This window comes from Marinobacter sp. es.042 (genome assembly GCF_900188315.1).
Classification (GTDB): domain Bacteria; phylum Pseudomonadota; class Gammaproteobacteria; order Pseudomonadales; family Oleiphilaceae; genus Marinobacter.
In genome coordinates, this window is the sequence record NZ_LT897781.1 from 3,414,633 (window position 1) to 3,428,992 (window position 14,360).

Annotated in this window: 13 protein-coding genes; 6 read left to right on the forward strand and 7 right to left on the reverse strand. The window is 58.2% G+C overall.

The features are described 5' to 3' along the window. Positions 1 to 9: 9 nt before the first annotated feature. Positions 10 to 2,883, reverse strand: coding sequence for a transporter substrate-binding domain-containing protein (locus CFB02_RS15815; RefSeq protein WP_227519253.1), 2,874 nt, complete (start codon positions 2,881 to 2,883; stop codon positions 10 to 12). Between the two features lie 117 nt (positions 2,884 to 3,000). Continuing rightward, on the reverse strand, positions 3,001 to 3,444 hold the full coding sequence (locus CFB02_RS15820; protein WP_008175765.1) for a methylglyoxal synthase: 444 nt from the start codon (positions 3,442 to 3,444) through the stop codon (positions 3,001 to 3,003). An 83-nt stretch (positions 3,445 to 3,527) separates the two neighbouring features. On the opposite strand from CFB02_RS15820, the gene CFB02_RS15825 reads away from it, so the two are divergent. Next, a complete protein-coding gene (locus CFB02_RS15825; protein WP_088558760.1) occupies positions 3,528 to 4,319 on the forward strand; it encodes an ATP-binding protein in 792 nt (263 codons plus the stop codon). Here CFB02_RS15825 and CFB02_RS15830 read toward each other — a convergent pair whose 3' ends face one another. The 3 genes from CFB02_RS15830 to pdsR are packed head-to-tail and all read right to left on the reverse strand — an operon-like array spanning position 4,320 to position 8,378. Next, positions 4,320 to 5,627 carry a DUF3422 family protein gene (locus CFB02_RS15830; protein ID WP_088558761.1) on the reverse strand — a complete coding sequence of 436 codons (1,308 nt, stop codon included), beginning with the start codon at positions 5,625 to 5,627 and terminating at the stop codon, positions 4,320 to 4,322. A gap of 18 nt (positions 5,628 to 5,645) precedes the next feature. Then, positions 5,646 to 7,673 carry an ATP-binding protein gene (locus CFB02_RS15835; RefSeq protein WP_088558762.1) on the reverse strand — a complete coding sequence of 676 codons (2,028 nt, stop codon included), beginning with the start codon at positions 7,671 to 7,673 and terminating at the stop codon, positions 5,646 to 5,648. Positions 7,674 to 7,676: 3 nt separating this feature from the next. After that, a complete protein-coding gene (gene pdsR, locus CFB02_RS15840; protein ID WP_014578623.1) occupies positions 7,677 to 8,378 on the reverse strand; it encodes a proteobacterial dedicated sortase system response regulator in 702 nt (233 codons plus the stop codon). A gap of 193 nt (positions 8,379 to 8,571) precedes the next feature. On the opposite strand from pdsR, the gene CFB02_RS15845 reads away from it, so the two are divergent. From CFB02_RS15845 to CFB02_RS15865, 5 genes are all read left to right on the forward strand, one after another. Beyond that, complete coding sequence (locus tag CFB02_RS15845; RefSeq protein ID WP_088558763.1) at positions 8,572 to 10,683, forward strand: marine proteobacterial sortase target protein; 2,112 nt, start codon at positions 8,572 to 8,574, stop codon at positions 10,681 to 10,683. Then, complete coding sequence (locus CFB02_RS15850; protein WP_088558764.1) at positions 10,683 to 11,273, forward strand: class GN sortase; 591 nt, start codon at positions 10,683 to 10,685, stop codon at positions 11,271 to 11,273. Before CFB02_RS15845 ends, CFB02_RS15850 begins: the two co-directional genes overlap by 1 nt. Positions 11,274 to 11,321: 48 nt before the next feature. Then, on the forward strand, positions 11,322 to 12,020 hold the full coding sequence (locus CFB02_RS15855; protein WP_088558765.1) for a lysophospholipid acyltransferase family protein: 699 nt from the start codon (positions 11,322 to 11,324) through the stop codon (positions 12,018 to 12,020). Between the two features lie 95 nt (positions 12,021 to 12,115). After that, positions 12,116 to 12,358, forward strand: a complete 243-nt coding sequence (locus CFB02_RS15860) for a GlsB/YeaQ/YmgE family stress response membrane protein (RefSeq protein WP_008175780.1) — start codon at positions 12,116 to 12,118, stop codon at positions 12,356 to 12,358. Between the two features lie 2 nt (positions 12,359 to 12,360). After that, positions 12,361 to 12,762 carry an MAPEG family protein gene (locus CFB02_RS15865; RefSeq protein ID WP_088558766.1) on the forward strand — a complete coding sequence of 134 codons (402 nt, stop codon included), beginning with the start codon at positions 12,361 to 12,363 and terminating at the stop codon, positions 12,760 to 12,762. A gap of 65 nt (positions 12,763 to 12,827) precedes the next feature. On the opposite strand, the gene CFB02_RS15870 is transcribed toward CFB02_RS15865, so the two are convergent. Both CFB02_RS15870 and CFB02_RS15875 read right to left on the reverse strand, forming a co-directional pair. Then, positions 12,828 to 13,481 (reverse strand): DUF2202 domain-containing protein, encoded by a 654-nt coding sequence (locus tag CFB02_RS15870; protein ID WP_088558767.1) that lies wholly within the window; start codon positions 13,479 to 13,481, stop codon positions 12,828 to 12,830. 310 nt (positions 13,482 to 13,791) lie between these two features. After that, entirely contained in the window at positions 13,792 to 14,232 is a 441-nt protein-coding gene (locus tag CFB02_RS15875; protein WP_088558768.1) for an OmpA family protein, read from the reverse strand. Positions 14,233 to 14,360 lie beyond the last annotated feature (128 nt).

Below are 14,360 nucleotides of genomic sequence, written 5' to 3' on the forward strand. Positions count from 1 at the left end.
TAGCACCACTCAGGAACCCACTGAACGCGCTTCCAGCCGGTTGCGACCGTTCTGCTTGGCCTGGTAGAGCGCCTGGTCTGCCTGTCTGAGAAACTCTGCTGGCGAGTCGTCGGGGCCCGGTATGCCAGTGGCAAGGCCAATACTGATGGTGAGGTGAACGTCGTGTTCTCCGCATACCGAGCAGCTTTGTTCGACGTGTTTGCGGAAAGACTCCAGCCGGTTACGAATTTCGCTGTTGTCTTCATAGCTGGCGAAAATGACGAACTCTTCGCCACCGAAGCGCGAGAGCCGGTCGGTTTCCCGCCGGAAATGTTTGCGCATAAGCTCTGCCAGTGTTTGCAGACAGATGTCGCCCGCTTCATGGCCGTAATTGTCGTTGATCCTTTTGAAGTGGTCGGCATCCACCATGGCCACTGCGAAGCCAGAATGGTGGCGCTGGCACCACTGGAAGCTCTTTCGGAATTCCTGGTCAAAGTAGCTCCGGTTGCCCAACTTTGTCAGGTCGTCGGTAACGCTGAGTTTCGCGAGCCTCTCGTTGGCCTCGGTCAGATCATGGTTGAGGCGATTCAGCTTTCTATTCCAGTAAACCAGCAGGAAAGCGATCACGATGGCGGCGATCGACAGTTGCCAGATCAACGTGTAATCCACAGGCTCTTTGAGGCGGATGTTGCGCCACTGCCGTTCGAGGTCTTTGCGTTCCTGGGTGGTAAGACTGGATACCAGTTTCTGCATGATGCCCAGAACAACAGGCTCGTCTTTCCTGACTGCAATAGACAGCGACCAGTCTGCCGGAATGCGCCCGATGACCTTCAAATCAGCGAGGCCGAGTTCCTGCATATAGTAACTGGCGGTTGCCAGAGTGGTGATGTAGCCATCCAGTTCGTTGTTCTGCAGTTGCCTCAGGCCAGCTTGCTCATTGGGAACTTCGACCAGGTCCAGGGAGGGATAGCGGCTTTGGAGCAGCTCTGCGAACGCATAGTCCTCGACAACCCCGATTTTCTGACCACGAAGATCGCCCACGCGCTCTATAAAGGGAGCTTCGATCCGGCCCAGCACAACGGTGGGCACTTCAAGATAGGGTTCAGTAAAGTTGAGGAACTCTGACCGCTCCGGCGTTTGCATCGCCATGGTGAAAATCTGACATTTACCCTGTTTGATCGAGGCAATGGATTCGGCCCAGCTGTCCGTGGCAACCAGTTCGAAGTCCACGGGCGATCGTTTGGAGAATAGTCGCGCAACCTCTGCGGATAATCCGGCATGCCTGCCTTCCTCGTCCAGGCCTTCCAACGGGAACCAGTCCGGATCAATACAGTAGCTGAGTTGATTGTTATGCGTCCCAAGCCAGGCGAGCTCAACGGCGTTCAGAGAAACCTCGCCAGTTTCCTGGGCTTCCATATCAACACTGGCGCCCAACCACCGGCTCTCGATGGTGTGCATTTCTTCCGGCGTTATTGCTGCCAATGCTTCGTCCAGAATGTCCGCGAGCGGCGCAAGCCCTGGCCTCACACCGAACCGCAGGTCTTCTCCCGTCTGTTCGTCCAGAACCAGCTCGCCGGCGATCCGGACACCCGGAATGCCCAACTCTCGAATCCAGAAGTTGCCATTGGGCAGGGCGGCCAGAACAACATCCACCTCGTCTCGGGATAGCGCCTGGAACATGGCCTCCTGGGTCGTGAATATTCGGGCATTTTCGCCCAGGGCATCTCTGACAGGCACTTCGTAGTAAATACCGGAACCGAGAGCAACACGCTGATCTTTGAGATCAGCGAGGGTCGCGGTTCTCAGGGTCGGGTCCCGGGTAAAAGCGACGTTCGGGATGGTGTGATAGGGCTCGGTAAAACGAGTGAAAGCCTCCCGTTCTGGTCTGAAAGACATGTTGGCCAAAACATCGATCTCGCCATCCCGGAATAATGGCAACAGTTCTACCCATTGCCCCTCAACCGGTATCACCTGTAATCCCGTCAGGTCCGATATCCGATTCAGAATATCAACGGTCAAGCCGTGAATTCGTGTGCCGCTTTCGAAGCTGTAGGGTGCGTAATCCCGCATCAGGCCAACGCGAACAGGGCCCGTTTCAGCAATGAACCGGCGCTGTTCTGGCGACAGGGAAAAACTGGTTCCGCCTACGAGGCTGTTACCTCCAAGATCCTGCCAACGCTTGAGCAGTTCGCTGATTCGCTCTTTCGGGATCTGTTCCAGACCGAAGGCGATCTTCTGGAAAAGGTCTTCATTGGTTTTGAGCACGCCAATGCGAAAATCCTCGGTCGCCAGTTCCCCGAGTGGCGCGGCGCCGGCAATTTCGAGAAAGCCGAATCCGGCCTGGTTCGCATAGTATTGAAGTATGAGCCTGGGGCCTACAATCACATCAACCCAGCCGAACGCGAGGGCCCGAATGAGGCTGTGAACGGAATCATGGCTTGTGAGGGAGACACCTTCTGCCTGGAGGGCGTCGCGATAGTACACGTCGCGCACAATGCCTACCCGAAGTCCCTTGAGATCTGAGAGAGTATTGATGTCTCCCAGTGGCCTCTGGGTGTTTTGCATCAGATAGGTCTGGCGGAGGTGGTAGGGCTTGGTGAACAGGATGTTTCCTGCCCGCTCGTCACTGAACGAGATGCCGTCAATGACATCCAGATCACCCCGAACAAATGCATCGTAGATCTCGGGCCAACTGCCAGCGCGAAACTGGAAGGTCAGATCGGCATTTCGGGCGACCTCGCGAAGCACATCAACAGAAAAACCGGAGGCGCCGGGACCATCGTCGAACGAGAAGGGTTTGTTGTCGCCCACGATGCCGACAGTCACGGTGTCGTCCGCCTGTTCGGACATCGCCAGTGAGGATGCGAGCAAAAGGTAAAGGGCCCAGAGGACTGTCGCGGCCACGCTCCGGTATCGAGTTTCTTTGTAAGTATCGGGAGTCTTCATCGGCGAGCCGGCGATCCTTTACAGCTTCACAGCTTCGACTTAAGTGTAGCCTTAACCGACTCGATTGAACATTACTCAGGTGCTCACTGGGCGGCCGGTGTAATCGGAGAAGTCCGGCTTTTTCGGATGATGCTGGTCGTCTGTCATGTACGCCGAGGTAAGAATGAATTCGGCAGTTGCGCGGTTGCAGGCCACTGGAATGTTCCAGAGCGCGGCAATGCGCAGCAGGGCCTTGATGTCCGGGTCATGGGGTTGAGGTTCCAGGGGGTCCCAGAAGAACACCAGCAGGTCGATTTCGCCCTCGGCGATCTTGGCGCCGATTTGCTGGTCGCCGCCCAGCGGACCGCTAAGCAGGCAATGGATATCGTCCCGCTCCAGGTTATCCCGGAGCAGCCGGCCGGTGGTGCCGGTGGCGTAGAGTTTCAGCGGGGCGAAGCGGGTGCGGTTTTCGGCAACCCAGTCCACCAGTTCCTTTTTCTTGTTGTCGTGTGCCACCAAAGCGACGGATTTTACGGCCATTTGGGGTAAAGTCTCCTGTTATCACGGTTTTTACGGTGCCAGTGTTTCACAGGCTGGCCCGGTTCGGAATAGGAAAGAGGTTTATGTCCGCGACAACATCTTTTGACTGGCACTCCACACCGGCGGCTGTCTGGCGTCGGCATCGCTCGGGGCTGCGCGCCATCCGCAGGCTCGATCCGGTGCAATGGCAGGATCTGAAGGGCATCGACCGACAGCAGCAGGCTCTGGCCCGAAATACCGAGCGGTTTCTGGCCGGTGAGCCCTCCAACAACGCGTTGCTCTGGGGCTCCCGCGGCACCGGCAAGTCGTCGCTGATCAAGGCGCTGTTGAACCGCTACCAGGAGCGCGGGCTGCGGATGATCGAGGTGGACAAGGATGATCTGGTCAACCTGCCGGAAATCGTTGACGACATCTGCGAGCTGCCGTTCCGGTTTGTGATCTTCTGCGATGACCTGTCGTTTGACGTTGGTGAGTCCAGCTACAAGGCCCTGAAAAGTGTACTGGAAGGTTCCCTGGAACTGCCCCCGGAGAATGTGAGGGTGTATGCCACCTCCAACCGCCGTCATCTGATGCCGGAGTTCATGTCCGATAACCTCAAGAGCGAGATGCGCGACGGTGAGCTGCACCCGGCCGAAGCCATCGAAGAGCAGGTGTCCCTGGCGGACCGGTTCGGTCTTCAGCTTTCGTTTTATGCGTTTTCGCAGGCTGTGTACCTGCAGGCGGTGGACGCGCTGTTCCCCGACTTTGATGACCGGGAAGGCCTGCATCGGGAGGCGATCCGATTCGCCACTGCCAAGGGCGTACGCAATGGTCGCACGGCCCAGCAGTTTTACCGGCAGTTTGCCGGCGAGCAGGATCTCGGCAGGCTGAAGTAGCTACTGCCGTTTTGCCATCTTGATGAAGTGATGGTGGACCACCCGAACCCCAAGAAACACCAGGGTCATTACCACCGGAATGGCGATGCCCAGCACCAGGGTCTTGTTGAAGACGACACCGGCTTCGTAAACCGAATCCAGCCCGAATTTGAGCAGGCCAATCAGGTAATAGGTGATGGCCACCACCGAGAAGCCTTCCACCGTATGCTGCATCATCAACTGGATCTTGGAGCGCCGGTCCATGGAACTGAGCAGTTGCTGGTTCTGGCTCTGGATTGCCAGCTCCACCCGGGTGCGCATCATGTCCGAGGCCCGGTCGACCCGTCGGGAAAGGTCTTCCAGCCGTTCGCTCACCGCTTCGCAGGTTTTCACTGCCGGAGTCAGCCGGCGGGTCATGAATTCGGTCAGGGTCAGGTGGCCGGAGAGTTCATCTTCCCGTAGTTCCTCCAGGCGGGTCAGTACCAGCCGGTGATAGGCGCGGGTGGCAGAGAAACGGAACGTGGAGTGGGCCCGGAAGGCCTCGATACGGGCCGCAATGTTGGTCAGTTGGGCCAGCAGTTTTTCTTCGTCGACATCCTCGTTTTCCGCCAGTGACCGGGTGATCACGGCCAGTTTTTCATCCATATCGTTCAGCGACGGCGTGATTTCCCGGGCAACGGGGAGTGCTAGCAGTGACATCAGACGGTAGGTTTCAATTTCCATCAGGCGCTGGGTCAGACGGCCCAGCTGGCTGTCCGACATGTGGTGGTTCATCACCATGAACCGGCCAAAGCCGTCACTGTGTAGCCGGAAGGTGCCCCACACCCTGGCGGCACCCTCCTGGGGACTGCTCCCGACCAGTCGCATGCCTTCGAAGTGCTTGCGTACATAGTCCAGGTCGCCTTCGGTTCCGTCAGCAGCGGGCCGTACTTCCAGGTGGAATGCCGCAATCACTGTACCGGTCAGCTGTTCCAGCCACCCCTCGGGCAACGTTGTAATGCCGGTCTCGCTAAAGGGTGTTTCCTCACCCGCAGCCAGGTTGATAAAGGTGTACGACGCGAATTCCATGTGCATCTCGCGCCGCACCCTCAGGGCACCGAAGGTATGTTCAAAGCAGCCCACCTCGTTCTCCGGTACCGGATGCCCCATCAGCCGATGGAGTTCCTGCAAGTGCCGGAATTGTTCCTGCCGTTGCTCAGGTGTTGTCAGAACCGCCATCTGGGTAACCCGCGCCGGTGTCGGTAGCACCTGGAACGGCCTTGAGTGCAGCTCGTTGTAGAGATCGTTCCGAAGCGGGTGTATGTCGAGGGATTCCAGGCGTGCGCTCACGGCAGGGTAGTCCTGTGGTCAAGAGTGGATAACTGGGATCATAACCCGGAAGCACACACCGTCAATGCCACCTTGGGCGCGGTTCCGGGCTTCCACATGGGCACCATGGTAGTCGGCAATCAGGTTGACAATGAGTAGCCCCTGTCCCAAGTGGCCCTGTTCCTGGCCGTCCCGCATTGAAACGAAGGGGCTGAAGATGTCAGTTGTTGTGTCTTCGGGCAGCGTTGAACCCTCGTTGAAGACCGACAGACATAGCCCTTCCGAAACTGTTTCCAGGCCCACCTCAATCAGGCCATTCTGTGGTGTGAAATCCCGGGCGTTATCGACCAGCTTATCGAGCAGTTGCACCATCAGTTCTGGCGAACCCGTGATCTTGCAGCCTGCCTGCGGCCCCGAGTAGCGGATCTGATGGCTGCTGTCGAGGGCCTGATACGCAGCGGTTGCTTCTGCGGCCACCTCCGCCAGATCAAACTGTTCTTTATCCGCATGGTCCAGGCTCTGTTCCAGACGCGCCGCTTCGCTCATGCCATGGAGTATCTGCCGGAGGCGTTCGGTGGCGGAAGCGGCCCTTTCGATGTATTGCCTGCGCTCTTCCTCCGAATCGCTGTGGTTGAGGTTTTCCAGCGAGGAACGAACCACGGCGACAGGTGTTTTAAGCTCGTGAGAGAGTCGCCGGGAGAAGCTTTCCAGGTAGCGGTTGTACCCGTGGAGACGATCCACCATCAGGCTGAAGTGTCGCTGCAACTGGCCCAGTTCGTCCTTGCTTCGGGCATCCGGCACTCTGCCGGTGATCCGCCCGTCTTCGTCGATACTGGCGCTGACTGCGCGCTGCAGCCGGGTAATCCGCCAGGACAGCCAGCTGGCATAGCCAAGCAGAACCAGGGTCAGGGCGACAATAATCAGGGTGCTGCGGGCAATGACCGAGCCCAGGGCAGAGCCGGACAGGGTCAGAAGCTGGTCCAGGGACTGTTCGAGAATCAGCGTGCGGCCACCGAAAACCTCCCGGGTGGTCAGCAGCCAGACGCTGTCATCCTCATGGCGGACCAGACCTGTCTCCGGTAGCGCCTCAACGTCCACACGGTTGGTGTCGGTTTCAAGGGCTATGGGTTCTGGCTGGTAGAGGCGTACCAGGCCCCTGAGTGCATTGAGACTGATCTTTTCGAGCACCTGCACCGGGCTGAGACTGTCGAACTCCGGCGCTGTGACGGCCGAGTCAGGCTGTTGTCTCGCGATGACCCATCCAGCCGGTTCAACCAGTCGGGCCTGCTGGCCGGGGTTAAGTTGGGGTTCCAGTTGTCGCTCCAGGGCGAGATTTCGACTGACCAGCACCGGCAATGGGTCAACCGACGTGGAGACGCCGGTTACCTGATCACTGCCCCATAAGGCCGCAAAACCCAGGCGGCTTCGGTCCACAGGCATGGGCAGTTTCAGTTCCAGCTGCCAGCCCTGGCCGGCGTCCTGTAGGAAGCCGGAAATTCTATAGTCCGGCTGTCCTCCGACCTCTTCCAGGCCATACAGCTGGCCCGGGGCTGGCGTGCGCAGCAGCCAGGATTTCCGGATAGCGTCGGTGGCAAGGTTGCCGGGGGCTGGCTCCAGCCAGATCCTGAGGCGATCATGTGGCTGACTCGGATCGCCGGGGTTGAAGAAAACAGGCTTCCGTTGGTTAACTCGAATCAGAAGATACAGGTTTCGTTGATCTGTCACAGCCTGCCATTGAAGGCTGGGCTTTCCGGTCACGGAGCTGTCGCCTTGCCAGTTCATGTCCTGATTTTCATCGTCATAACCCGGCCAGTCGTCACCATAACCATTCAGGTTCAGGTCGCCGGCGAGCGGTTCCACGTAGATGGCCGGTTCCTCGGGTTTGATGACCTCAGTGCCGATGATCTGGTCGCCGGCAGTTTCGGCCAGTCTCCCGGCCTGGGCCTGGAGTTGCTGCCGGGCCTGTTGGCGGAGGGCATCATCCAGCTCCAGAACAAACTGAAGGCCCGCCCAGGGGATCAGCAGCATCAGAAGGCTGGCAACGAACAGCTGGCGCTTGAGATTCAAGGCTCAGACCTCACGGGCGTTCCACCGGTAGCCCATGCCGTAGGCGGTCTGTATGCCGTCAAAGGTTGCGTCAATCTGCTGGAACTTGCGGCGGATACGCTTGATGTGGGAGGTGACCGTATTGTCATCCAGCACCGTGCTTGCGGCTTCCATCAATTGTTCCCGGCTGCGGACATGGCCGGGGTGCTGAACCAGCGAGTGCAGCATCCAGAATTCAGTGACGGTCAGGTCGATGGGCGTTTCATCCCAGGCCACTGTCATGCGATCCACATTGAGAGAGAGTTTGCCACGCTCGAGCACCTCGTCCGGTTTCTGCAGGGCTTCGGCCCAGGCGTCGGCCCGCCTGAGCAGGGCGGTAACCCGGGCCAGCAGGTGGTCCAGGCTCATGTCCTTGGTTACGTAATCGTCGGCGCCGAGGCGCAAACCGTGAACGGAATCGATGTCGCTGTCGCGGGCGGTGAGGAAGATAATCGGCAGGGTTTGAGACAGCGATCTCAGGTCCTGACACAGGGCAAAACCGCCTTCCGGTTCATCGCCCAGCCCGACGTCGATAATGGCCAGGTCGGGTAACGACTGACGTAGCACCTGCCAGGCGGAAGCCCGGTCGCCGTGGGCGCTCACACGATAGCCACGGCGCTCGAACGCGGCCCGGTAGTTGTCGCGGATGGCGGGTTCGTCTTCGATCAGTACAACGTGTTTCTTCATGGTGGCGGCTGCTTCCCCTTGCCGGTGTGTGTCTATTTAACCACGGCAGGTGTTGATAACAAGTTCGAAGGGCGTTGTTGCCACAATTCATCATTTTTCGAGGGCGGTTTGTCGCAATCTGCCATGGGAGTTCCTTTCCGGATTGCTGAAATGGCGGTGTTTCGCACAGTCATGCAGTCACAAGGATTCCCTCATGATTATTTCCAGTTCCCTTCTAAGGCTTCATTCACGTCCCTCCGTTAACAGCGGCCAGCGAATCCGGTTAAAGCGCTGCGTGGAGGGCATCAGCCTTTGGCTCGCCGTGATGTTGATGCTGTTTGTCCACCCACTCTATGCCGAGGCGAATGAGACCGACAACGTTGGCCAGTTCCACTTCGTTGACGGCCAGGGTCAGTGGCAGGAGCCGGCCCTGGTGCTGGAGAGCGATTTCGATGTGCGCATCAGCGGTTTGATTGCCGACTCCCGGCTGCTGAGGCGTTTTCGAAACACCAGCGACCGGTGGCGGGAGGGCGTGTTTGTGTTCCCGTTGCCGCAAAAGGCCAGTGTGTATGGACTGACCATGAAAGTGGGCGAGCGGACGATCGAAGGCAAGGTGCAGCCGAAGGAGACGGCGCGCCGGACTTATGAGAAAGCAAAACAGGCCGGGCAGCACGCGGCGAATGTCGAGCAGCAGCGGCCGAATCTGTTTACCGCACGGGTGGCCAACATTCCCCCGGGGGAGACGGTATCGGTGGAGCTGAAGTATCAACAACCGGTGCAGTATCAGGCCGGCGTGTTCGAACTCACTGTGCCAACCACGCTGACGCCCCGTTACATGCCGGGAAAGGCGCTCGGTGCAGCGCCGGATCAGTGGCAGGGTGGTTGGGCAGTGCCGACGACCGAAGTGCCAGATGCCGGTGCCATCAGTCCCTTTACGGTCAATCCGGGTGATGTGGCGGACGATAGCCATCGGGCGGTGATCAATCTGGTGATTGATTCCGGGCTCCCCCTTGAGAGCGTCTCCAGCCCGTCGCATCGCCTTGCGACGAGTCAGGACGGTCAGACGTTCAGAGTTCGTCCCGATGGCGGCGAGATCCTGATGGACCGGGACTTTGTGGTGCGCTGGCGCCCGGTTGCCGGGCTGGAGCCCTCGGCAGCGGTGTTCCATCAGTCCTGGGAAGGAGAGGATTACCTCATGGCCATGCTGGTGCCTGGAGAAAGCGGCACCATGTCGTTGCCCCGGGATCTGGTGTTTGTGATCGACACCTCCGGTTCCATGGCTGGCGAATCGATCCGCCAGGCCCGAGATGCTCTTCAGGCAGGTCTGGACACACTGACACCGAGGGACCGGTTCAATATCATCCAGTTCAACAGCCAGACGCATTCCCTGTTCATGCAGCCGGAAGTGGCCACCGGTAACAACCTTGCCCGGGCGCGCCAGTATGTGGATCGCCTTCGTGCTGACGGTGGCACCGAGATGGCACCGGCCCTGTCCAGAGCCCTGGACGGCGGAGGCGAGACTGAAGGCGGCGCACGGGTGCGCCAGGTCATTTTCATTACCGATGGCGCGGTGGGAAATGAAGCTGCGCTGTTCCGGCAGATCCGCCAGCAGCTTGGAAACCAGAGGCTGTTTACGGTGGCTATTGGCTCTGCGCCGAACCGGCACTTCATGCGCGAAGCCGCCCGCTGGGGGCGGGGTACCTACACGGCGATTCACTCGCCTTCCGATGTGAATGGACCTCTGCAGGCCCTGTTCTCAGCCATGGAGTCACCGGTTCTGACCGATATCGGGGTCAACTGGCCCGGCCAGAAAGCCGGTCAGGAGTCGTTTCCGAGACGCCCGGGCGATTTGTTCCAGGGCGAGCCGCTGATTCATGTGGTCCGTGGCGTCCCGGCCATGGGGCAGCTAGAGGTGTCGGGGCGCCTGCCGGGAGGCAGGGACTGGACCAGAACGCTGGATCTGCAGCAGGCCGCTCCCGCAACGGGGCTGCATCGGCATTGGGCGAGGGAGAAAATCGACAGTTTGGAGGATGAGGCCAAGGTTGCTGGCCGGGAGCCGGATAAGGCCGGACTGACCGGGCTGGCGGTTAAGCACGGCCTGATGTCTGCCTACACCAGTTTTGTGGCCGTGGATTCAACGCCCGCCCGGAACACGGACACGCCAATGACATCGGACAACCTGCCCACACTGCTGCCGGCAGGGAGCCAGGCGGGCATGCTGCGATACCCGCAGACTGCGACCCCGGCACCCTTGCTCATCGCGCTCGGTTTGGTGGGGTTGATGTTTTCACTGGCGATTGTGCTGCTGCAGAGGAGGGCGTTCTGATGACCCGGCTTCTGCTTCTGTTGTTGACCAGCTCTGCTACCTTGTTGGTATTCGGGTTATGGATTCCGCTCAAGGCGATTATCGCCCAGGAATTACTGGCGATCGCCTGGGCTGAAAGCCAGGCCCGGCAGACGGAATCGCGCCCCTGGCCGTGGGCGGACACCTGGCCGGTAGCCCGGCTGGCTATTCCGGAACTGAACGACTCGATGATTGTTCTGGCCGATACCCATGGTGAGAGCCTGGCCTTTGGGCCGGGCCGATTAACCGGAGGCGCAGATGTCGGGGGAGCCGTGATCATTGCCGGGCACCGGGATACACATTTCCGGAGCCTGAAAGCGCTGGAGACCGGCAATGAGGTGCGCCTGCAGGGTCGGGACGGCCGTTGGCAGAGTTACCTGGTGGAGGGTGCCCGGGTGGTGGACAGCCGTTCAGAGCTGATCGATACCCAGCGCCTGCCAGAGGGGACGCTTCTGCTGGTGACCTGTTACCCGTTCGACAGTGTCGACGCCGGTGGGCCACTGCGATACGTGGTCAGAGCTTCGGCAAAGGGTAAACAAAGGGAACAAATTGACACTGTTGCCGGAATATAAAGTTGGCGTACACTTGTGCGCCAAAATTTGGCTGCAGAGTTTGGTTGCATGGGTATTATCAGAAAACTGCTGGCGTGGCTGAGCGTGCCGATCATTTGCCTGTTCGCGCTCGTGTTCTACGCGGCGAGGCCGTTCAATCCGGATAACAACCGTTTCCTGGCGCGTGCTGTGGCCCGTTTCGGGCGGGCAATCCTGGGAATGGAGCGACCACTGGAAGGCTGGGAAAACATGCCCCAGGACCGGCCCACGGTTGTCCTTGCCAACCACCAGCACAATGACGATCTGTTTGTTATGGGTGATCTGTTGCCGCCGCGCACCGTGACGGTTGGTAAATCGTCACTGGTCTGGGTGCCTTTCTTTGGACAGGTCTTCTGGCTGGGCGGAAACGTTATCCTTAATCGCGGACGCTCCCACAAGGCTATCGCGGTTATGAGGGCCACAAGCAGTGCCATCGCACGGGATCGGAAAAGCCTCTGGGTGTTCCCCGAAGGCACTCGCAGCAGAGGCCGGGGACTGCAGAAATTCAAGAAAGGCGCGTTTCACGCAGCGGTAGCATCGGGCGCGCCCATCACCATGGTCTGTGTTCAGGAGTACGCCGATGAGGCCCTCGGCTGGACCGGCCGGCGTGAGTCTGTGGCCATTCGGGTTTTGCCGCCCATCGAAACCGAGGGTCTCACGGCTGATGATATTCCGGAGCTGATCGAGCGTTGCCACAAGAAAATGTCGGAGACGATTGCCACATTGTAATCGCCTCGTCTGGAAGTGCTTGAAGCACTTCGGTAAACAGGGCAGTCTTGCGAGACTGATCGTTATGTTCAACGACCCTCAGGGAGAGGCAAGAGATGAATCTGATTCTGTTTTTGATTATAGGCGGTGTGGCCGGTTGGCTGGCTGGTTTGATCATGAAGGGCCGTGGCTTTGGCATTCTGGCCAACATCGGTATTGGTATTGTCGGCTCGTTTCTCGGCGGTTTTGTGTTCCGCCTTCTGGGTCTGGCGGCCCAGGGCGCTGTTGGTGAGCTGGTAACTGCAACGGTAGGCGCTGTGTTGCTTCTCGCTATTGTTAGTGCAATCAAGAAGGCCTGAGCATGATCGTACCCGTAACCGGAGTGTTTGCCGCAGTTATCGGCATTCTTTTGCTGGTGTTGTCGGCTCAGGTCGTCAAATTTCGTCTGAAGTATAAGAAGGGCCTGGGCATCACCGATGATCGGGATTTCGAGGCCGCGGTCCGGGCCCACGCCAACCTGGTGGAGTATGCCCCCCTTGGTCTGCTCATGCTGGCTATCGCTGAGCTAAACGGCGTTTCCAGTACTCTGATTTACTGGAACGGTATGGCGCTGGTGGTTGGTCGCATTCTTCATGCCTTCGGCATGATCAACGGTCGCGGTGGCACCCATTGGGCCCGTATGATCGGCATTCTGCTGACCTGGCTGGCGATTCTGGTGACAGCCTTATTGCTGTTGTGGAACGTCTGGCAGGTTTATGGCTAGAGCAGAAAAGAACGGGCGGCCAATGGCCGCCCGTTCTGCTTTCAGCAACCCGGTTTTATAACCGGTCAGTCTTCAACTTGGCTCTCATCTTCGAGGATAAGCTCCACTTCTTCCGCATCCAGCACTTGAGCCTCATAAGTCAGTCCCTGTGCCTCGATCACGCTCACAAAGGCTTTCAGGTGGCTTTTCGAGCCATCCAAAAGATTGGAATAAGCGAGAATGATGGCGCGCTCATCGGTTTGATTAATTGCGGCCAGAATATCTCTCATATCCTTCTCTTCGATCAGGCCTCCTACGAACAAGCCATCAACAAACGAGTTTTTTCCCTTGGCAACCAATTCGTCGTATAGAGCCTGAAGTTCCTGGTTGGTGAATACGCCGATCGTGTCATTCACTACCGGGTCTTCAACATCAAACTTTTTCAACAGGTAGTCTACGGTGCTGGTATGAGATTCTTCGGACAGCGCGATTCTTGCGAATACCTGCGTTCTGTCGCCCCAGTACTGGTCCATTGTGAGATAAACGTCTCGGGCCAGCTTTTCCTCTTCGCGCATGAACTGCAGATCGCTCACCTCAATGGTGGTCAGATCTTCCGAATCGGCAGTTTCTGCCGATCGACCCCCGCCGTCGCTGTTGCGCGGACCGCCTGCAGCGAATGTGGCGCTGGCAAGGAACATCGAACCAATGAGTGCGGCAGTGGTGAAGGTTTTTGCGTTCATAGTGACCTCTCTAGTCAGGTAACAGTTTTAAACCCTGGATACATGACTAAGACGAGGAATTCGGGCAAAAGGTTCGTTAAATAAATGTAAGTTTGCTTTCTAGTTTGTAAATAAAATATTGTTTTTATTGAATAATAATTTTCAGCTTTAATGAAATTGATTCGTTTACCGCTTCGGAAATCGGAACAATTAAGATTTCATAAAAGCCGCCGACAGCGGTTGCAGGGTGTTCCATCACGCCTGTGTAGGGTGCATCCAGCCCCCGCTATGCGGTAAGTCCGGGGGCGGCCTATGGGGTTGGTGTTGCCGCTCAGAGTGCCTGGGCGACACCCATGTCCATGTATTCCAGTTCTACTCGGCGGTTGGCAGCCCTGTCTTCCGGTGTTGCCAGAGGACGCGCTGAGCCCCAGTGCCGCATTAGAATCCGGGATTCCTCCAAGCCTTCCTGAATGAGACTTCGAGCCACTGCGCTGGCCCGCAATCGTGACAGAAACTGGTTGTAATCCTCCGAACCGAAGTTGTCGGAATGGCCATGAATCCGCACGCTCACGGAAGGGTGCTCCTTCAGGTAGGCGGCGTGCTGTTGCAGGAAGGCAATGTCATCCTTGTCCAGTGAGTGCTTGTTAAAGCCGTAGTGGAACTTCATGCGGTGCGGGCGCCTGGTCCCGGCATCGTATGCGGCAGCGGTGAAGCCTGCGGCCATCGCAGCATTGGCGATCAGGCCCGGGTTATCCAATACAAGTACGGTCATCTGAAAATCCTTGGTTCGGTATCCGGTTTTTCTTGTTATTCCTGTTCACTATTGGCCGGAGCAGGAATAACGGCAATTGGCGAAAAGTCGATACATGTCCCGGCACAGTCCGTCGCTGGAAATGATTT